The sequence below is a fragment of the Acinetobacter sp. UBA6571 genome (assembly GCF_002434085.1).
GTDB lineage: Bacteria > Pseudomonadota > Gammaproteobacteria > Pseudomonadales > Moraxellaceae > Acinetobacter > Acinetobacter radioresistens.
The window spans coordinates 14,326-34,094 of record NZ_DJJJ01000066.1 but is presented as its reverse complement, the minus strand read 5'-3'; the positions used below and the strand labels follow the sequence as shown (position 1 = coordinate 34,094).

Sequence of the window (19,769 nt, the reverse complement as noted above, 5' to 3'; positions counted from 1 at the left end):
TGTAAGCAGGCTTTTCTAATTACAGGATTTATTTGGCAGCTTTTTCAGCCTCAACAGAAGCAACAGCTGCATCTACACCTTCAATCGAGTCTGCTGCTTTTTTAATACGTGCCAGAGCATCTACCAGTACTTCATCAGCAGTAGCATAAGAAATACGCATAAAACCTCCCAGACCAAATGCATCACCTGGAACTACTGCAACACCAGTTTCTTCCAGTAACCATTCAGAGAATTCTGTGCAAGATTTAAGACCTTTAGCACGAATAAGAGGTTTAATGTTGGCATAGGCATAAAAAGCACCATCTGCAGGCAGACAAGAAATACCATTGATTTCATTAAGACCATTTACAACAAGGTCATGGCGGCGCTTAAATGCTTCAATCATTGGCTCAAGTACATCTTGTGGGCCATTAAGTGCAGCTTCTGCAGCCACCTGTGAAATTGAGGTCGGGTTAGAAGTTGACTGAGACTGGATCTTTTTCATTGCCCCAATCAACTTGGCAGGACCTGCTGCATAACCAATACGCCAGCCAGTCATTGCATAAGCTTTAGATACGCCATTTAATACGATGGTGCGGTCATATAAATCTGGCGCAACAGTTGCGATATTATAAAATTCATCATCCCAGCGGATCGGTTCATACATATCATCAGATGCAATATAAACTTCCGGATATTTGCGAAGGACCTCAGCTAGAGCTTCCAGTTCAGCTTTGGTATAAATCATGCCTGTAGGGTTGGAAGGGCTGTTTAATACTACCAGACGGGTTTTGTCAGTAATTGCAGCTTCCAGCTGTTCAGGTGTAATTTTGAAACGCTGCTCTTCACCGCATTTCACAATAACAGGTACACCTTCAGCAATAATCACCATATCTGGATAACTGACCCAGTAAGGTGCAGGAATAATTACTTCATCACCTTTATTTAAAAGTGCGAGTGCAAGGTTAAAAAATGACTGTTTACCACCGCAAGAGACCAGAATCTGGTTTGGTTGGTAATCCAGATTATTGTCACGTTTAAACTTGGCAATAATTGCTTTTTTTAGGCCTGGCGTACCGTCAACAGCGGTATATTTAGTAAAACCATTATTGATCGCTGTAATAGCAGCGTCTTTGATGTGTTGTGGTGTATCAAAATCAGGTTCACCTGCGCCCAAACCAATCACATTCTTTCCAGCAGCTTTTAACTCAGCCGCTTTATTGGTTACAGCAAGCGTTGGGGACGGTTTGATGGCATTTACACGATCAGAGAGACGTACGTCCACGGCAATATTCCTTCTTATGGGGATTAAAAATAAAAAGCAATATTATCTTAGCGTAAAAACTGCTTAAAGGGCGTGTAAAAATTACTATATCAGTAAAAAAATGAAAAAGATGGAATCACCTCATGATGAAGCTACAAAAAATCCCGGAATGTCTGTTCGATTTGAACGGAAAAGCACGTTACAATATGGATTGTTTTATTTTGAGTTAGTGTATGAGCCAAAACAAAAAGCCACTGGTCAAGCTCCCGTTTCCAGTGCCGGCAGCCGATCATCCAGAGCAGGTTGCTGTGCATAACCACGTTCGCCCTAAAGCTGAAAACTATGCCGACCGTACATGGGCTCCGCCACGTGGCACTCGGCGCTCTATGGGTAAGCGTTAGTTATAAAAGCAGATAGATCGCCTGTTTTTATAACCCCACACAGTTTAATTTATAGCGTGCTGTTTTGGTAATAATGTTGTTTTTTCTGATACATCTGCTGATCAGCACGTTTTAATAAAGCTTCTATGCTTTCATTTTCCCTGCTCGTAGCACATCCCATGGAAATACTGATAGGTTGGCTGGCATAATACTGGTTATCAATCTTGAACAGTTCTTCAATAGTTTGCGTTGCAGTCAGTGTTTCAGCTTCTGTAGCTGTAGGTAAGAGAATGACGAACTCATCACCTCCAATGCGTGATGCAGTATAACGGGTGTTTTCAATCGCCTGATTAAGTACGTTTCCGACTCTGCGCAATAGCCCATCACCAATATCATGACCTAAGGTGTCATTAATTTCCTTTAAACTGTTCATGTCTATAAAAATACAGGAAACAGGACGCAAACGGCTACGTTCAAGACGTTTGACTTCCTCAGAAAAGAAGGCCCGGTTGCAGAGCTGAGTCAGCACATCATGCCTGCCCAGATATTCCAGATAATTTTCAGCCTTTTTACGTGCGCTGATATCAGTTAAAGCGACCTGCACCATTCCCCAGTCTTCTTCATAACCGGGAAATACGGTAAATTGCAAAATAACATGACGGACACTGCCATCAAGCGCATAATTAACTGCTTCACGCTGGTGATGCAGATTACCATTCCAGAGTTCAATCAGCTGTTCACGGAAGGTCTGCTGCATCTCGTCAGCAAAAATCTGATCAGTATTTTTTAATAAACTCTCTTTATCTGGCGCTTTAAACAGGTCCAGTGTTGCCTGATTTACGTCGATAATCACAATATCATCGATACACTGGTTAACGAACTCACTATGAACATCTAAAAAGGTATGGAAATCCTGAATATTTAGCTGTTTTAGCTGATCAAAACGCTGTTTGATGCGACTGAAATCTTCTACCCATAAAGAAGTCGGTGAATAGATAAATAATGATTCGGCAAGAATACGGTTCTTTTCTTCCTGACGTCGGGCATTTTCGTAGTGGGTAATATCTTCTGTGGTTAGAAGCAGGCGTGAAAGATCATGTTCATAACCAGGTAAAACGATAGCTCTTAACTGAATATCTAAACGTTTACCAGTTAGGGTATAATTTACAGCAGTACTAAAAAATTCGGTTTCTCCCTGCCATAGTGCTACTAGTTCCTGAATGTGGGTTTGATACATGTCCTGCTGAAAAATATTTGCAGTATGTTTAATCAGATCTTGCTGGCTGTCTGCTTCAAAAACTTCTAAAGTTTTGGGATTGACCCGAATGACCTTGATTTTATGAGCACAGCTGCGTACCCGTTCTACATCTTCTTTGAGAAATGCGGCCAGATCATTTATACCCTCTGAACGCCAGACATCGAACTGTTTTTTGATTTCACTATAATCTTCAAGCCACATGGGAATTGGAGACAGATCAAATATTGAAGAATCAAACAGTTCCATGCTTATATCCACATTTTAGGTGACTGGCGAGAGTATAGGGGTAAACAGATTTTTTTAGAACAAATAAGCCGATGAAAATAAGTGGTTATCTGGATAACAGATATTTCTGAAGCTGTAATTACTGAGCTGAATAAGTTAATAATCTAAAAATCTGTCATATTTTACTTTTAATATTTCTAGTTTCAGCCCAGTAATTTATAAATATATAATAAAATTAAATTTTAAGCTTTGGCAAGCCGATTGACCGGATGCTCAATTTCAATTTCTCCTTCCCAAAGGCGAATAAAATCCTGTTCATTAAAATCATAAAGTTCCATCAATGCGATGATGACACCAGTAAATACCAAGGCTCCTTCAGTATTTTCCGGGAAATCATAAATTTTACCATTGAATTTAGATAAAATATCACTGATTTCATGTTCGCGGCCACGTCCATAGCGGTCACGAGGATACATATCTTCATTAAGTACAATCAGGGCAACGGCTTTTTCAGCTTTTTTCAACCGGGTTTTGTCTAAAGCCGCCTCAAACGAGTCACTACCATGATTAAAATAGAAAATGACCTCATCATTAATAAATTGTCTTACCATATCTTGGGTCAGGGTCGGAAACTGTTTTAAAGCATTTCGTTCTACATAAGGCTTAAAAGATTCAGGAAGTATCACATTTTTTGAAATACCTTTAAAAAATGGAGCAATATCTGAAACTTTGTAGCCTGCAATACCACAACCCAAGGCGGTAATAAAATATTTCATTTTAGGGTGGTTACGGGTATAAACCTTGAAATCCTCTACATAATGCTCAATCTGGCTAAGTGGCATTTGCTGAATATGCTCGTTTAAAGTGGGGATAGCATAACTTTGCCCCGCCCAACCTCGACCCACACCTTTTACTGCTCCAAAATACTGGTGGGCTACCCGGGCAGCGCCATCACTGTGTTCGCCTGCCAGATTACTGCCAAATACAAATACAGTATCTTCAGGCAAAGCTTTGATAATACTTTCATCGTGATATTGGTAGACCATATTAACCAGACTTTTTAGAGAAGTGTGTTGTCATGTTGCCGCTGAAAATGCATAGGGTCAAGTGAAATCTTGAGCGCTTTGAAGTGTAACCAAAACATAGCAAAAAGCTATCAGGAAACGCTTAAACATAAAAGAGTTAGTGCCCGAATTCTGTTAAAATATACAGGTCAATCATGAGCAGAGAAGAGTATCAGTGAGCGAGAGCCGTCCTTTTGAATTGGTTACACAGTATGCGCCTGCCGGAGACCAGCCACAGGCTATTGAGAAACTGGTTAAAGGCATCCAGCAAGGGTATAAAAGTCAACTGTTACTTGGGGTGACGGGTTCAGGTAAGACCTATACTATGGCGAATGTCATTGCACAAACCCAGCGGCCCACCATTGTAATGGCACATAATAAGACTTTAGCTGCCCAGCTCTATGGCGAATTTAAAGCTTTTTTCCCCAATAATGCCGTTGAATACTTCGTCAGTTATTATGACTATTATCAACCAGAAGCTTATGTTCCGTCCTCTGATACCTTTATTGAAAAAGATGCGGCAATTAATGACCACATTGACCAGATGCGGTTGTCTGCTACCCGTTCTTTACTAGAACGTCGTGATGCTATTATTGTCGCTTCGGTCTCTGCTATTTATGGCTTGGGTGATCCTGAAGCCTATATGAAAATGCTACTGCATATTGTTCAGGGAGACCGTGTTGGCCGTGACGATATTATCCGCCGTCTTGTAGAGATGCAATATACCCGTAACGAGCTTGAGTTTGTGCGTGGTACCTATCGGATCCGCGGTGAAATTATGGATATTTTTCCGGCAGAGTCAGAACAGAATGCGATCCGTATTGAACTGTTTGATGACGAAGTAGATTCAATACGCTGGTTTGACCCTTTAACTGGCAAAATGCTGCGCAAGGTACCCCGTGTAACAATTTACCCGAAAAGTCATTATGTGACACCAAAAGATAATCTGGTTCGTGCAATTGATACTATTCGTGACGAGCTAAAAGACCAGCTTAAATTCTTTCGCGAACACGATAAACTGCTTGAAGCCCAGCGTATCGAACAACGTACCCGGTATGATCTGGAAATGATGCAACAGCTGGGTTATACCAACGGTATCGAAAACTATTCACGCCATTTATCTGGACGTCGTCCGGGTGATGCACCTCCGACTCTGTTTGACTATGTACCTGATGATGCTCTGCTGATTATTGATGAATCACATGTTACTGTACCGCAAATTGGAGCCATGTATAAAGGAGACCGTTCCCGTAAAGAGAACCTCGTAAATTATGGCTTCCGTTTGCCTAGTGCGCTGGATAACCGGCCCATGAAATTTGAGGAATGGGAGCGGATTATACCTACTACGGTCTTTGTAAGTGCTACACCTGCCCGTTATGAACTGGAAAAGTCAGAACAGGTAGTAGAGCAGGTAGTACGGCCAACCGGACTGATTGATCCGGAAATTGAAATACGTCCAGTATTAACTCAGGTCGATGATGTGCTATCAGAAATCAACATACGTAAAAATTTAAATGAGCGTGTACTGGTGACCACTCTTACTAAGCGTATGGCTGAAGATTTAACTGCTTATTTGAAAGAATACGGGGTAAAAGTAGCCTATCTTCATTCAGATATCGATACTGTGGAGCGAGTAAAAATTATTCATGAACTTCGTACCGGGGTGTTTGATGTATTGGTCGGCATTAACCTGTTACGAGAAGGCCTAGATATGCCAGAAGTATCCCTTGTCGCGATTCTGGATGCAGATAAGGAAGGTTTTTTGCGTTCCGAGCGTTCACTCATTCAGACCATTGGTCGCGCCGCACGTAATATTAAGGGCAAGGCAATCTTATATGCTGACCGCATTACGGACTCTATGCAAAAAGCAATTGATGAAACAGAGCGTCGCCGCAACAAACAGATTGAATTTAATGAATTGCATGGAATTATTCCGCGTAGTGCAGTGCGTCAGGTCATTAAAGAAATTGATACTGGAGAAGTATTAGCTGAGGACGAGATTGATGAGAAAATCACCGCGCAGGCACTTTCTCTGACAGCCGATGAACGGCATATTTTAGCTGATCCAAAACTTCTAAGTAAGCATATGGCGAAGCTGGAAAAAGAAATGCTTAAAGCTTCTAAAGAGTTACAGTTTGAACAGGCAGCCCGTCTTCGTGATGAAATTCTGCGGCTAAAAGCCCAAATGTTACAATAGTGGCAGGCTGAAAGTTTTTCGCAGCAAATTCATAACATAACACTACAAAGAGTGCAAAAAGAACAAGTTAAGTTAGATTATTCTGTGAAATAACTCTTTCATTTCTACGAGGTTTCATGTGCTATGACTAAAAATATATCAAAAGCAGGTTGGCAATTAACAAAGATTGCAGTAGGGGGAGCATTGCTAACTGGTCTTGCTGTCGGGACAATGGCGTATGCGCAAAGTAAAACCATGCCTGTGGTTGAGCGAGTTGAACTGGATAAGTATCTGGGTGTATGGTACGAAGTAGCCCGAAAACCTATGTACTTTCAGCGAAAATGTGCGCGTGATGTTACAGCTACCTATACTTTAAATGAAAATGGCAACATAACAGTAGATAATCGCTGCTATACCCAGGAAGGTAAAATGATGCGTTCACTAGGTGAAGCATATGTGATTAACCCTCCATTTAACAGTAAACTTGAAGTCAGTTTCCTGCCAGAGGCAATTCGTTGGTTACCCTTAGGCCGAGGCGATTATTGGATCTTGAAGCTTGATGACAATTACCAGACAGTACTGGTAGGGGAACCTTCTCGAAAGTACCTTTGGGTACTGTCACGTACACCACAGGTTAAACAGGACGTGGTAAATGAATACCTGAATTACGCTTCTTCATTGGGTTATAAGCTTGATGATATTATTCATACTCAACATACGACTAAATAATAGATTTGTCTTGATCTTCTGAGTCTTAGAAAACATGTTTAAGTATGATTTTTAAATAAATAGATGAATTTTCCATTTATCTTTTCTGCTCCTTTATAATGCAAGATTAAAAAATAGAGGGGCAGTAGAAAGTGTTTAAAGGCGTTGTGCTATCCGTTACAGCATCACTCACCTTCGGGGTTCTCTATTTTTTTACAACCTTTCTTGCTCCTCTTAATAGTGAGCAAACCTTTGCTTGGCGTATGCTATCAACTTTGCCATTTCTGACATTTTTTATGTATTGGAGTGGTGATTTTAAATATATTTCTGCTATTTGGCAGCGGCTTAAAGCCAAACCTCAATTTATTCTAATGTTATTGGTTAGCTCCATTTTATGTACTTCCCAGTTATGGCTCTTTCTGTGGGGTCCAATGAATGGACGAGGCTTACAGGTTTCATTGGGCTATTTCTTATTACCACTGGTCATGGTGCTGATAGGGTGTATTTTATTTAAAGAAAAGTTGTCAAGATTTCAGGTAGTGGCAGTGGCACTGGCAGCTATAGGTGTTGGCCATGAACTCTGGCGAATCGGCGGTATAGCTTGGGAAACAGCCTATGTCGCCGTAGCCTATCCCTTTTACTTCTTTTTGCGAAAAAAAATTCATACAGATCATCTGGGAGGCTTCTGGTGGGATATTGTATTAATTCTTCCGGTTGCAGTTTATTCGAGCAGCATTGGTCTACATAGTTACAGTCAGTTTCTTGCTTATCCCCACCTATTCCCGGCGATAGCAGGTCTGGGAGCGTTAAGTGCATTAGGCTTGGGCAGTTATATTTTGGCAAGCCGTTATTTGCCTATGGTAATTTTTGGCTTGCTCAGCTATCTGGAACCTGTACTGCTAGCCTTGGCTTCAGTTGCCTTGGGCGAAGCAATCTCAGGCGATGAATGGCTGACCTATATTCCTATCTGGTGTGCAGTATTGGTGTTAGTAGTAGAAGGAAGCTTACATTTATACCGACAGCAAAAAAATAAACAGGATCTGGTACGTAATCTGAAATCTTACCAGACCCGTTTAAAAGATGACTAGCTAGAGTCTTGAGTAAGAACTACATGATTTGCTAAGTGATTTTATTCACCCAATTTAAGTATTCATATCTCTAGAATTCTGAACAGATAAGCCTGTAAGATAATTTTGTAAAAAATTAGCGATATTTTATGAAATTATAAGCAATATATTGGAAAATATGACCAGCCCTTTCAGCTTTTGTTTCATTCTTGCCGATAATTCCATTACAATTATCGGGTTTTGAAATTCACGCCTAGATACATTATTAATTAGAGGACGTATTTGTGAGCAAAGACACTATCATCGCCCTGCACGCAGAACACCAAGGTCGCTGGAAAAACCGTGAAGAAATTGCGGAACGGATGATTGCGCTGATTGGCCAGTTATACCGTGAAAAAAATATTGTCACTTCTGTTTATGGCCGTTCTTTAGTTAACCGTTCAGTAATCCAGATTTTAAAAGCCCATCGTCGTACCCGCGTAATGGATGTAGAGCTTTCTGTTGTTCATACTTTTCCAATCCTTGAGGCATTGGTAAAAATCGACAATATCGGTTCTGCTGAGATTGATCTGGGTAAACTGGCTGTTGAATATAAGGAACAGGGTGGTGATGTTGACTCTTTTGTAAAAGAGGCTGTCAAGTCACTAGAAGGTAACCCTGCTTCTGCACAGCCTAAAGATGTTGTACTTTATGGCTTTGGCCGTATTGGCCGTATTCTGGCGCGTCTGATTATCAGCCAGTCTGGTCTGGGCCGTGGTCTGAGCTTAAAAGCAATTGTAGTACGTAAAAGTGCAGATGGTGATCTGGCGAAACGTGCTTCTTTGTTGCGTCGTGACTCAATCCATGGTTCATTTGCGGGCACCATCTCAATTGATGAAGAAAATGAAGCAATCATTGCCAATGGTAACTATATCAAAGTGATCTACGCTTCTAGCCCGGCTGAAGTAGATTATACTGAATATGGTATTGAAAATGCTTTAGTTATTGATAATACAGGCAAATGGCGTGATGCAGAGGGCTTGGCTCAGCATCTGAATTGCCCAGGTGCTGCACGTGTTATTTTAACTGCACCTGGTAAAGGTGAAATGAAAAATGTCGTGTACGGCGTAAATCAGGCAGATATTCTGGATGAAGACAAAATCATCTCTGCTGCTAGTTGTACTACTAATGCGATTACTCCGGTTCTTAAAGTACTGGATGAAAAATATAAAGTTATTAATGGTCATGTTGAAACAGTACACTCATTTACCAATGACCAGAACCTGATTGATAACTACCATAAAGCTGACCGCCGTGGCCGTGCAGCAACACTTAACATGGTAATTACTGAAACTGGAGCTGCTAAGGCTGTTGCTAAGGCATTGCCTCAGCTTAAAGGTAAGTTAACCGGTAATTCAGTACGTGTGCCAACACCAAACGTATCACTGGCAATTCTTAACCTGACTCTGGACCAAGAAGTTGATCGTGAAGAAGTGAACGAATTTATTCGTCAAATTTCAATCAACTCTAACTTGCAGGGCCAGATTGGCTATACCAACTCTACTGAAGTGGTATCGAGCGATTTCATCGGTTCACGTACCGCAGGGGTATTTGATGCACAGGCAACAATTACTTCTGGCAACCGTTTGACTGCTTATGTATGGTATGACAATGAAGTTGGCTATAGCTGTCAGGTATTACGTATTGCTGAGCAGATGGGTGGCGTAAGTTACCCTAAGATTCCTGCTGAAACTAATGCATAAGTCATAAGTATTTTAAAAAAACCTGGGTTCACCCGGGTTTTTTATATCTGTACAAAAAAACTGCTGAACAACACATAGAAATTTATAACAATATTGATGAGTAAAAAAATAATATGTTGTTAAGGAAGATATTTTGCAAATAAAGACCATGCTAAGTGGAATAGCCTTTATTCTACTCGCGACCCTGTGCGGGGTGCTGATTGCCATTTGGGCATTTAAACATTTCAAGATCAACATTCCCTTACAAAATCAGGCAGTTGATATTGAATTACAGGAACCCTTACAAGCACGCGTTAAAATTCATGAGGCCCTAGATGTGAATGTCAAAGGAAAAGTGAATGCCAGTATACCGATTCATGAACAGCTTGATATTCCACTATCTCAGACTTTAAATCCACGGGTATATTTTGATAATGAAGTACCTATCAATACTGTTATACCGGTAAAAGAAACACTTAAGGTGAAACAGGAACTGCCTATTGATACCAAGGTCAAAGTCAGAATTCTGGGCAAAGATGTAACGTTACCGCTCAAAGGTAATATTCCTATTGATCTTGATGTGCCGATTGATATTAAAGTGCCTTTAAACCAGAAAGTACATTTAAAATTTACGGCTCCAGTCAAAACGGTGATTCGTGAAAATCTGAATATTCCATTGAATACAACATTGAATACGAGTATTCCCATTCAAGGTAGACTCAGTGTACCGATTAATGCGCCACTTTCTGCTTCGGTTGATGTCAAGAATATTCTGCCGGTAAAGATACGTAAGGGAGAGCTTTCAATACCCCTTGAACATATAGCACTTAAGCGGGTCACGGCTGAACCGGCCAGTTCGCAAGCTCCCACCTTAAAATAGGAGAAGTTAAGGATGAATATCAGTAACTTCTCGTTAAAAGTTTGGCTGGCCAGTTTTATTTTAGTGAGTAGCTTAATTGCGCTAGTGTTCTGGCTGTATTTAAATGTGCAGGCTTCTCTAGAGGTGAGCTCGACCCAGACCGATATTACTTTACCCCATTCTCTAGGTACCCGTATTCATGTAGGAGAATATCTGACTGCACAGACTATAGGGCGAATCAGTTCATCAATTGATCTTGATCACCACTTGGTTTTACCATTGGATGGCAAATATCTGGCAGATTTAAAATTTAATGTGACCACTCCTGTATCGGTACAAATTAAATATTCGACCATGCTCAAAATTAATCAAGTGATGCCCATCGAAACGACTACAGATTTGATCTATAAAAACAAACTACTTCCAAAATTTCCTTTAAAACTCGATGTACCGGTAAATATTGATGTTCCATTTGAACTGAACCGGACTTATGAATTGCCCATCCAGATTGCATTTAATGGCCCGGTGTATTTCGAGTTTAACCAACAACCGATTAATGTGCATGTAAAGCATCAGCTTAATCCTTCTTTAGAACTGAATGATCCGATTAATATTCCTAAGATCGCTAACTTCGAAGCCACCATGTATAACGTTGAGCGTAATACCAAAGCCAATCTGGATATGAAAATGCTACTGCCGTTAAGTTATATTCAATATCAATAGAACAGTTAAAAGTGGAATTAAATTATTTAGGTTGCTTATTTAAAACTAAGCGAGTTGCTGATTTAAAGCTCTAAAAACCCTATAGAAAAACCGTCAAACTTTATAAGCATTTATGAAGCTTGCAAATACCGGCTTATAATAAACAATTGCTATATTTTCTATTCGAGAATTTAGTAAAAATATGGCAGAATAGGCGGTTTTAAGAGTTTTTAGAGGATTGGCATATGCGCTTTGTTGATGAAGCAGTCATTACCGTAGAGGCTGGCGACGGTGGCAATGGCGTAGCCAGTTTTCGCCGTGAGAAATTTGTACCTTTTGGTGGACCGGACGGTGGTGACGGTGGCCGTGGGGGAAGCATTTATATCCAGGCGGATGACAATACCAGTACGCTGGTCGACTATCGTTATACCCGTAAGTTCCGTGCTGAACGTGGCAAGAACGGAGCAGGTGCAAACTGTACCGGACGTGGTGGTGAAGACGTTGTTTTATATGTTCCTGTAGGAACGACTATAGTGGATACAGAATCAGGCGATATTATTGGTGATCTAGTTGAAAGTGGCCAGAGAGTACTGGTTGCCGGTGGTGGTGAAGGTGGGCTGGGAAATACTCATTTTAAGTCATCAACCAACCGTGCTCCACGTAAATGCACAACTGGTGTAAAAGGGGAGTACCGTGAGATCCGTCTGGAGCTTAAAGTACTGGCTGATGTAGGACTGCTGGGGATGCCGAATGCTGGTAAGTCGACCTTTATTCGTGCTGTTTCTGCAGCTAAACCTAAGGTAGCAGACTATCCATTTACCACTATGGTGCCAAACCTGGGTGTCGTTGATGCTGATCGTCACCGTTCATTTGTAATGGCTGATATTCCTGGTCTGATCGAAGGCGCGGCAGAAGGCGCAGGCTTGGGTATCCGCTTCCTGAAACATTTGGCACGTACCCGTATTTTATTACACATCGTCGATGTGCAGCCGATTGACGGTTCAGACCCGGTACATAATGCCCAAGCAATTTTACGTGAACTTGAAAAGTTCTCACCAACACTGGCACAGTTACCTGTGGTTCTGGTTCTCAACAAACTCGACCAGTTACCAGAGGATAGCCGTGAAGAATGGTGTGAACATATTCTGAATGAATTGAAGTGGGATGGCCCGGTGTTTAAGACTTCAGGTCTGCTAAGTGAAGGAACAAAAGATGTTGTTTATTATCTGATGGACCAGATTGAGCAGCAACGTGAACGTGAAATTGAAGACCCTGAATATGCAGCTCAGGTTAAGGCATTCCGTGAACAGCTTGAAGCTGAAACACGTGAGCAAACCATCGCCGCCAAAGAATCCTATCGTGCAATGCGTCGTGCGCAACGTCTTGCAGATCATGAGGATGATGAGGACTTCGATGATGACGATGATGAAGTGGAAGTAATCTACGTACGTTAAGTAGAACTGAGGACATGATGATAGAAGTGGTAGATGGGCAGCGACAGCTCAAAGCTTGTAAACGTATCGTTGTAAAAATCGGCTCATCTTTACTCACAGCAAATGGTCAGGGACTGGATCTTAATGCAATTTCGCATTGGGCTAATCAGATTGCTGACCTGCATAAAGCCGGACATGAAATTATATTGGTGTCTTCCGGTGCTGTGGCAGAAGGGATGGTGCGCATGAAATTGAGCAGTCGACCCACAGATTTACCCAGTCTTCAGGCATGTGCTGCCATTGGCCAGATGGGATTAATCCAAACCTGGTCCAGTGTATTGGAAAAGCATGGGATTCAAACTGCACAGGTACTTTTAACTCACGATGATCTGGCAGACCGCAGACGTTATTTAAACTCATGTGATGCATTACAGCATCTGATTGACTGGCAAGTGGTGCCAGTTATTAATGAAAACGATACAGTCTCGACGGATGAAATCCGCTTTGGCGATAATGATACACTTGCTGCAATGGTGGCAGGACAAGTACATGCTGACCTGTTAATTATTCTGACAGACCAGCAAGGTATGTTCGACTCAGATCCGCGTTCCAACCCGCAAGCCAAACTACTTTCTACAGTGCGTGCACTCGATGATAGTCTGTTTGAAATGGCAGGCGGTGGCGGCGTACTTGGCCGGGGCGGTATGGTCACTAAAGTTCGTGCTGCACGTTTGGCTGCAAGATCAGGTTGTCCTACCCTGATTGCTAGTGGTGAAAGTGACAACGTACTTTCACGTCTGATGAGCGGTGAAATGCTGGGGACTCTATTTGCCACTGATAAAGATCGTATGACTGCGCATCAACAGTGGCTGGCTGCCCATTTACAGACCGCCGGGCGGCTTGTAATCGATGATGGTGCGATAGAAGCTATTCGTGAAAAACACCGTAGTCTGTTACCCGTGGGTGTTCGTGCCGTGGAAGGCCATTTTAACCGTGGTGATGTTGTGGAGTGTGTAGATAGCCGGGGCAAACGGATTGCAGTAGGCCGAGTGAATTTCAGTTCGCGCTCTGCGGAAATTGTAAAAGGTCTATCTTCCAATAAAGTTTATCAAGTTCTTGGTGAAGCACGCTCTCTAGAAATGATTCATCGCAATCATATGGCGATTTACTGAGATTCTTGTATTAATAAAAAAGCTCGCTCAGGCGAGCTTTTTTATAGGCTCTAATGTAGGCAGTTCAGCATCTTCTCCAACCATATAGCAGTAATCAGCCAGACTAAACATTTCTAGGTCTTCATAACTGTTCCCATACGCATAAACAGACTGGTAATCGGTTAATGTATATTTTTCTTGTATCCTTAACTTTTTCTGCTCGCAACTGCAATCTGGACTGCTATAAAATCCGCTCAATTTGCCCTGATGTACTTCAGTTTCAGTGCAAATCAGGTCTACTCCAAGCAGCCTGCAAAAAGGTTCAAGATAAAGATCGATTGAAGCCGATACAATAACAACATCGTCACCTTGTGCTTGATGTTGTCTCAGACGCCTTAACAATTCAGGATTAAGCTGGTGTACTAACAAGTGTGCATACTGTTCTGCCATTGAATGTATATTTTTGGCATTACTATCTTTAAACATGGCCGAAAACAATTTCGGGCGCATCTGGTGTGCAGGGTATAGCTTGAAATAATAGGCCTGAATCCAAGGGAGAATTTTCAGGCCTTGACGCATGATATGTCGTTTAGAGAGCGTATAAAAGATAAAGCCAGTAAAGCTGTCACTACGGCACAATGTACCGTCAAAATCAAATAGCGCAAGGTTTATAGCTTGATACGTTTGGCGCGTTGCATGCATGTCTGATATCGTCCATTGACGCGTGTGGCAAACCAGTTGGTATTATAGTCACGGCTTAATTTTGGTCCGGAAATGACTACTTCTGGCATAATGGCATAAATTGGTTCTTTACCTGTTTTTTCCTGGTAGAGTTTTTTTACTGCAAGGTAAGTTTGAGTATCTTCAAAGTCTTGCTCTTTTTCCTCCTTTAAATCAGAGCGAATTTGGCGTGGCGTAATCAGAACATTGTTTGCAGCAAAGACCGCAATCAGCTCACGTTCAGACTGGCTTTTGTTTGAACGGATGCTACCGTCTTTATTATAAAGTAGCAGGTCACCATCTAGGTCTAGCTCTGCTTCAGTTAAGTCATTAAGCATACTCTGAAAGGCTGCATTACGGCTTGAATAGCGTCCAGAGTTATAATCTGCAAAGCGGTAGAGCGGCTTGTCATAATCAGCAGGGTACATCATCAAACGATGGATCCCATAATATAGGCCGCCATTTTGGGTATACAGGTCGCTACGCAATTCAGCCATGTTCATACCAGAACGCTTATGCTCTTTGGCATAACCGATATGAACCTGCATTGAACCCAAGGTTGTAATCGGATTTAAACGTTCAGAAACATCTTGTCCTACCAGACGGGCGGCTCCGGTTAGAGCACTTACATGATAGTGTTTACTAAAATGATTAAACATTTCACGGTAGAGTTCATCCAGTTCACGTTCTGTTTTAACCTTGCGCATTCTGCTCAGGTAGTTATCATCCGGAGAAGGTTGGGTTTTCAGCATATTCTTAAAATATCCGGCCAGTGTTACACCCAGTTTATCTTCAAGACGCTGATCAACTTCACGTATAGCTTTTTCACCCAAACCCGGTACTTGCGGGTCAGCAACAAAGTTAGATTCTTGATCGACTACTGCAATAATTGTACAGATATTTTCCTTGGTTTTAGGTATTCCCAACTGGTCAGTAATCTCATATAAGTCGCCAGCCCAAGAGCCACGGTTTTGTACACGAGTAGGAATAAGCCGTTTAATCTGCTCTTCTTTTAATTCTGGCTCATCATTTTTAGACCACCACGAGCCTTCGCCGCAGGCAATCAGACTGAGTGACAGAACAAGAACACTTAAGGATTTAACGGCGGTTGTGCAGCGTAAATTTTTTTTCATGACAATGAAGACAGATGAGTACAGGGATAAGCACCTAAGGCGAATGAAGTATACTATGTCGCTAATAAAATGTACGAATATATATGTATATTAGAGAAGCCCGTTTAAAAAATAATTCTATATCCCTGTACATATTATTAAGCGACAGAGAATTGATGAATAAGATTTAATAATTCTAGTTGGCATGACCCTTGCTTTTAAAAAGATGAATATTCAACTTTTTAAATTTAGGGAAATAGGATGTATAAACCGCTTACTTTATCACTGGCTATATTGTCAGCTTTACTAGGCTCTACTTCAACTTTTGCAGAAGAGTTTAAAGTTCTTAAACAGATAAGTAATCAGCCGGGACTTTTAACGCAGGGAAAGTATAAAGATCAATATTATATACCCAGTACTTTAAAAACTATTCAATGGGGTTATCTGCCTAATAAAGATTCTCGACCAGTTCTAAGTGTGCCTACCGATAGTACTGTTATTTTTGATACTGTTTCCCATGAAGGCCTGCTCGAAGATCAGGGGCGTAATGCAGAAAAATATTTTCGTTCCCAGGGTGTAAAGCCAGAATATATTCTAGATGAAGCAAAGATGATTACGCAGTCTGCTTTAAAACATGATTTTAGTAAAGATGGACCACATATTGTGACGGGGCCTATTGAAATACAGGGGGCAATGCCGGGTGATATATTAAAGGTAGAAGTACTCAATGTTGAACCACGAGTTCCGTATGGGGTAATTTCTAACCGTCATGGTAAAGGCACTCTAGTAGGAGAATACCCTAAAAAAACAGTACAGGAAGGTGCTTCCCACTTACACCCGGAACGTTATGGCAATGTATCAGTTTTTACACCTATTGAGAAAAATGCTCAGGGAGAATATGAAGGTGTACTAAAAACACAACAGGGCAAGTCGATTCGTTTCCCTCTTGCACCATTTATGGGAATTATGGGTGTGGCTGCTAATACCAGTGAACCAGTAAATTCAATTCCACCTGCTTTCTTTGGCGGAAATATTGATATTAACGAGTTAGGTAAAGGCTCAACTGTTTATTATCCGGTCCAGGTTCCTGGCGCACTTTTCTATACTGGTGATAGCCATTTCGTTCAGGGCGATGGTGAAGTCGCTTTAACGGCACTTGAAGGTTCAGCACGCGCTACATTGAAATTTACACTGCTAAAAGCTGGAAAGGACAAAATTCCTGGTAAGGAGATTAAACATGTACTGGCTGAAAATGATCAATTCTGGATTACACCAGGATTAGATGAAGACCTTGATATAGCCATGAAAAAATCCACCCGTGAAGCTATCCGGTTCTTAAATCAGGAATATGGTATTGATGAAGCACTTGCTTATGCTTATTTAAGTGCTGCTACTGATTTTGAAGTTTCACAAGTAGTAGACCGGACTAAAGGAATTCACGCTATGATTCGAAAAGCTGATTTCAAAGAATTTAATCAGCCAGAAAAAAGCAGATAAATGGGAGAAGAGAGAAAATATCGATGAGGATATTTTCTCTTGCTCTTAAAGAAATATAGGGATACTTAAACTGAACTAACTAGCCTAATAATATGTTATGACTCTACATTTTTTATTATAAAAATATACATTCAGTCTTTAAGTGTCACTTTTATTTAATCAAATGATTATTCAGGTTGCCTAAGTAATTATAGGGGCTAAGCCCTTACATTTCTCGACCATCCTCTTACAGACCCAGCTTAATAGGGGGTATTAAATGACTTATAAAGCGATTTAAAAAGTAGAGGAATCAAAATGAAGAATATTTACGCAGTTCTTATACTTTCTTTAACTGGTACGTCATTTACGTCTTCTGTTATTGCTGCTTCTACCGCGGATCGACCTGCACCAGAAGCCATTGCTGCAGCCGAAGCCCAAAAAGCTGCTTTAGACTATCAATATGAACAAGAGCACAAATCATCCGCCTCTTCAGATTAGACAATACAGGGCTTTATAAGATATAAGCTGTGAACTTTAAAGCCCTGCTTTCAAAAACAGTTTTATTATAACTATATTAAACCTGTTCAAATTATATAATATTTATATTTTCTAAATAATAAAAAATTACTCTCTGTTTAATTATAAATGAATCTAATAATTCATAAAGGCTATAGCAGTTATACATAAAACCTTTCATCTCATTATAAAAAAGTAATTACAATTTACTAAAAGTGTGCATAATAATTTTATCTTTAGTTGAAAAGGTTCACTTATATGGATCCATCGCCGTGTCGATCAAAAATTATTTTTAATCAGCCTCATTTATCCGGAGGTCTAAACTAATGGAATTTTTATTAGATCCGGGCATATGGGTGGGTTTACTTACCCTGATTGTTTTAGAAATTGTTCTAGGTATTGATAACCTGGTTTTTATTGCCATTTTGGCTGACAAGCTCCCTCCTGAAAAACGGGACAAAGCCCGTGTAATAGGTCTTTCTTTAGCCCTAGTAATGCGTTTGGGCTTATTATTTGCTATCTCTTGGTTAGTCACTTTGACTCAACCGCTTATTACTGTCTTTGACTGGACTTTCTCCGGTCGGGATCTGATTCTTTTATTCGGTGGTCTGTTCCTGCTTTATAAAGCAGTCAGTGAATTACATGAACGGATGGAAGGTAAAACTGAAGTTAAAGTTACTACAAATGTAGCTTATGCAAGTTTTACTGCGGTTGTAGCCCAGATTGTTATACTCGACGCTGTATTCTCTTTAGATTCGGTGATTACTGCAATTGGAATGGTTGACAATATTTATGTCATGATGGCCGCCATGATTGTCGCTATGGTAGTAATGTTGCTGGCTTCCAAACCATTAACTGAATTTGTAAACCGTCATCCGACCGTTATTATCCTGTGTTTAAGCTTCCTGCTCTTGATTGGTATTAGCCTGATTGCTGAAGGATTTGGTTTCCATATTCCTAAAGGCTATATTTATTCAGGTATAGGTGTTGCAATTCTTATTGAGATATTTAATCAGTTTACTTCGCGAAATGCAGCAAAGCATGAGGCAAAAATTCCTCTGCGTCATCGTACAGCGAACTCGATTTTAAAACTGATGGGTGGACGTGTAGAAACTGTGGCTGATGCACAATCTACAGAAGCGCAAGATGCATTTGTAGATGAAGAGCGCTATATGATTGGTGGAGTATTGACACTTGCCGAACGCTCAGTAGCCTCAATTATGACTCCCCGTAACCAGATTTCCTGGGTAAACCTTGAGGATTCACCTGAACAGATTCGTGAACAGGTATTATCTGTTCCTCATAGCCTGTTTCCTGTATGCCGTGGTAGCCTTGATAAAGTAATCAGCGTGATACGTGCCAAGGAACTGCTAGATGTACTTGAAGATGAAGTCCAGCTAAAAGCCCTGTTAAAACAGCAACGTCCAATCTACATTTTTGAAAAAATGAAAGTGATTGATGCGATTAATACTTTGCGTACTTCCAAAGGCTCGCTAGTATTGGTCAATGATGAGTTTGGTAATATCCAGGGACTTATTTCACCACTAGATGTATTTGAGGCAATTGCAGGTGAGTTTCCAGATGCCGATGAACAGCTTGACCTGGTAAAGATTGATGAAAGCACTTGGAAAGCTGCTGGAAGTCTGGATTTGTATCAACTAGAACTGGAGCTTGGCATGCTAGACTTGGTAGAAGATGATGCAGACTATGTGAGTGTAGCTGGTCTGATTTTAGATAAAATTCAGGATAAGATCACAATCGGTACTCAACTAGATTTCCGGGGTGTACATTTTGAAGTGACAGAACTGGAAGGTAACCGAATCAAGACTGTTCAGATTACACATCAATCATAATCTGGTCTTTTAAAAAGAGCTTCTTTAAGAAGCTCTTTTTTATTTTAATGTATTCATATGCAAGCCTAAATTTAAACAGAGAAGAGCAAGCATCGTTTAAATAAC

General features: G+C 40.8%; 17 protein-coding genes. 12 read left to right on the top strand and 5 right to left on the bottom strand.

Features of this window, described 5'->3' with window-relative positions:
• Positions 1-28: 28 nt before the first annotated feature.
• On the bottom strand, positions 29-1,264 hold the full coding sequence (locus tag B3X18_RS14470; protein ID WP_005019381.1) for a pyridoxal phosphate-dependent aminotransferase: 1,236 nt from the start codon (positions 1,262-1,264) through the stop codon (positions 29-31).
• 212 nt (positions 1,265-1,476) lie between these two features.
• Here B3X18_RS14470 and B3X18_RS14465 point away from each other — a divergent pair, with 212 nt between their 5' ends.
• Positions 1,477-1,644 (top strand): hypothetical protein, encoded by a 168-nt coding sequence (locus B3X18_RS14465; protein ID WP_005026981.1) that lies wholly within the window; start codon positions 1,477-1,479, stop codon positions 1,642-1,644.
• Positions 1,645-1,693: 49 nt separating this feature from the next.
• On the opposite strand, the gene B3X18_RS14460 is transcribed toward B3X18_RS14465, so the two are convergent.
• Positions 1,694-3,127: a sensor domain-containing diguanylate cyclase gene (locus B3X18_RS14460; RefSeq protein WP_005026979.1), complete on the bottom strand. Its 1,434-nt coding sequence runs from the start codon at positions 3,125-3,127 to the stop codon at positions 1,694-1,696.
• 221 nt (positions 3,128-3,348) lie between these two features.
• A complete protein-coding gene (locus B3X18_RS14455) occupies positions 3,349-4,152 on the bottom strand; it encodes an A1S_2505 family phage non-structural protein (protein ID WP_005019388.1) in 804 nt (267 codons plus the stop codon).
• A 193-nt stretch (positions 4,153-4,345) separates the two neighbouring features.
• On the opposite strand from B3X18_RS14455, the gene uvrB reads away from it, so the two are divergent.
• From uvrB to proB, 8 genes are all read left to right on the top strand, one after another.
• Positions 4,346-6,367: an excinuclease ABC subunit UvrB gene (uvrB, locus tag B3X18_RS14450; protein ID WP_005019389.1), complete on the top strand. Its 2,022-nt coding sequence runs from the start codon at positions 4,346-4,348 to the stop codon at positions 6,365-6,367.
• A 123-nt stretch (positions 6,368-6,490) separates the two neighbouring features.
• Complete coding sequence (locus tag B3X18_RS14445) at positions 6,491-7,075, top strand: lipocalin family protein (RefSeq protein ID WP_005019391.1); 585 nt, start codon at positions 6,491-6,493, stop codon at positions 7,073-7,075.
• A 131-nt stretch (positions 7,076-7,206) separates the two neighbouring features.
• Positions 7,207-8,142 carry an EamA family transporter RarD gene (gene rarD, locus B3X18_RS14440; protein ID WP_005026975.1) on the top strand — a complete coding sequence of 312 codons (936 nt, stop codon included), beginning with the start codon at positions 7,207-7,209 and terminating at the stop codon, positions 8,140-8,142.
• Positions 8,143-8,405: 263 nt separating this feature from the next.
• Positions 8,406-9,863, top strand: a complete 1,458-nt coding sequence (locus B3X18_RS14435) for a glyceraldehyde-3-phosphate dehydrogenase (RefSeq protein ID WP_005019394.1) — start codon at positions 8,406-8,408, stop codon at positions 9,861-9,863.
• Positions 9,864-10,011: 148 nt separating this feature from the next.
• Positions 10,012-10,722 (top strand): hypothetical protein, encoded by a 711-nt coding sequence (locus B3X18_RS14430; protein WP_017400855.1) that lies wholly within the window; start codon positions 10,012-10,014, stop codon positions 10,720-10,722.
• Positions 10,723-10,734: 12 nt separating this feature from the next.
• Positions 10,735-11,424, top strand: a complete 690-nt coding sequence (locus B3X18_RS14425; protein ID WP_005026972.1) for a hypothetical protein — start codon at positions 10,735-10,737, stop codon at positions 11,422-11,424.
• A 224-nt stretch (positions 11,425-11,648) separates the two neighbouring features.
• Positions 11,649-12,857 (top strand): Obg family GTPase CgtA, encoded by a 1,209-nt coding sequence (gene cgtA / locus B3X18_RS14420; protein WP_034670418.1) that lies wholly within the window; start codon positions 11,649-11,651, stop codon positions 12,855-12,857.
• Between the two features lie 17 nt (positions 12,858-12,874).
• Positions 12,875-14,008, top strand: coding sequence for a glutamate 5-kinase (gene proB / locus B3X18_RS14415; protein WP_005019402.1), 1,134 nt, complete (start codon positions 12,875-12,877; stop codon positions 14,006-14,008).
• A gap of 27 nt (positions 14,009-14,035) precedes the next feature.
• Here the strand turns inward: proB and B3X18_RS14410 are convergent, their stop codons facing one another.
• Together B3X18_RS14410 and B3X18_RS14405 are read right to left on the bottom strand one after the other, a co-directional pair.
• Positions 14,036-14,689 carry an HAD family hydrolase gene (locus B3X18_RS14410; protein ID WP_005026966.1) on the bottom strand — a complete coding sequence of 218 codons (654 nt, stop codon included), beginning with the start codon at positions 14,687-14,689 and terminating at the stop codon, positions 14,036-14,038.
• Positions 14,656-15,840, bottom strand: coding sequence for a DUF1615 family protein (locus B3X18_RS14405; RefSeq protein WP_005019404.1), 1,185 nt, complete (start codon positions 15,838-15,840; stop codon positions 14,656-14,658). Before B3X18_RS14405 ends, B3X18_RS14410 begins: the two co-directional genes overlap by 34 nt.
• Positions 15,841-16,080: 240 nt before the next feature.
• On the opposite strand from B3X18_RS14405, the gene B3X18_RS14400 reads away from it, so the two are divergent.
• The 3 genes from B3X18_RS14400 (at position 16,081) to B3X18_RS14390 (ending at position 19,664) form a co-directional block, all read left to right on the top strand.
• Positions 16,081-17,316 carry an acetamidase/formamidase family protein gene (locus B3X18_RS14400; RefSeq protein ID WP_005019405.1) on the top strand — a complete coding sequence of 412 codons (1,236 nt, stop codon included), beginning with the start codon at positions 16,081-16,083 and terminating at the stop codon, positions 17,314-17,316.
• A gap of 294 nt (positions 17,317-17,610) precedes the next feature.
• Positions 17,611-17,793 (top strand): hypothetical protein, encoded by a 183-nt coding sequence (locus B3X18_RS14395; protein WP_005019406.1) that lies wholly within the window; start codon positions 17,611-17,613, stop codon positions 17,791-17,793.
• A gap of 344 nt (positions 17,794-18,137) precedes the next feature.
• Complete coding sequence (locus B3X18_RS14390) at positions 18,138-19,664, top strand: TerC family protein (protein ID WP_005026963.1); 1,527 nt, start codon at positions 18,138-18,140, stop codon at positions 19,662-19,664.
• Positions 19,665-19,769: the final 105 nt, after the last annotated feature.

What these genes read in the sequence shown, in the direction of transcription:
- B3X18_RS14465 (WP_005026981.1), top strand. Translation starts at nt 1,477, where the DNA reads ATGAGCCAAAACAAAAAGCCACTGGTCAAGCTCCCGTTTCCAGTGCCG.
- B3X18_RS14460 (WP_005026979.1), bottom strand. Translation starts at nt 3,127, where the DNA reads ATGGAACTGTTTGATTCTTCAATATTTGATCTGTCTCCAATTCCCATG.
- B3X18_RS14455 (WP_005019388.1), bottom strand. Translation starts at nt 4,152, where the DNA reads ATGGTCTACCAATATCACGATGAAAGTATTATCAAAGCTTTGCCTGAA.
- B3X18_RS14445 (WP_005019391.1), top strand. Translation starts at nt 6,491, where the DNA reads ATGACTAAAAATATATCAAAAGCAGGTTGGCAATTAACAAAGATTGCA.
- B3X18_RS14430 (WP_017400855.1), top strand. Translation starts at nt 10,012, where the DNA reads ATGCTAAGTGGAATAGCCTTTATTCTACTCGCGACCCTGTGCGGGGTG.
- B3X18_RS14425 (WP_005026972.1), top strand. Translation starts at nt 10,735, where the DNA reads ATGAATATCAGTAACTTCTCGTTAAAAGTTTGGCTGGCCAGTTTTATT.
- cgtA (WP_034670418.1), top strand. Translation starts at nt 11,649, where the DNA reads ATGCGCTTTGTTGATGAAGCAGTCATTACCGTAGAGGCTGGCGACGGT.
- proB (WP_005019402.1), top strand. Translation starts at nt 12,875, where the DNA reads ATGATAGAAGTGGTAGATGGGCAGCGACAGCTCAAAGCTTGTAAACGT.
- B3X18_RS14410 (WP_005026966.1), bottom strand. Translation starts at nt 14,689, where the DNA reads ATGCATGCAACGCGCCAAACGTATCAAGCTATAAACCTTGCGCTATTT.
- B3X18_RS14405 (WP_005019404.1), bottom strand. Translation starts at nt 15,840, where the DNA reads ATGAAAAAAAATTTACGCTGCACAACCGCCGTTAAATCCTTAAGTGTT.
- B3X18_RS14400 (WP_005019405.1), top strand. Translation starts at nt 16,081, where the DNA reads ATGTATAAACCGCTTACTTTATCACTGGCTATATTGTCAGCTTTACTA.
- B3X18_RS14395 (WP_005019406.1), top strand. Translation starts at nt 17,611, where the DNA reads ATGAAGAATATTTACGCAGTTCTTATACTTTCTTTAACTGGTACGTCA.
- B3X18_RS14390 (WP_005026963.1), top strand. Translation starts at nt 18,138, where the DNA reads ATGGAATTTTTATTAGATCCGGGCATATGGGTGGGTTTACTTACCCTG.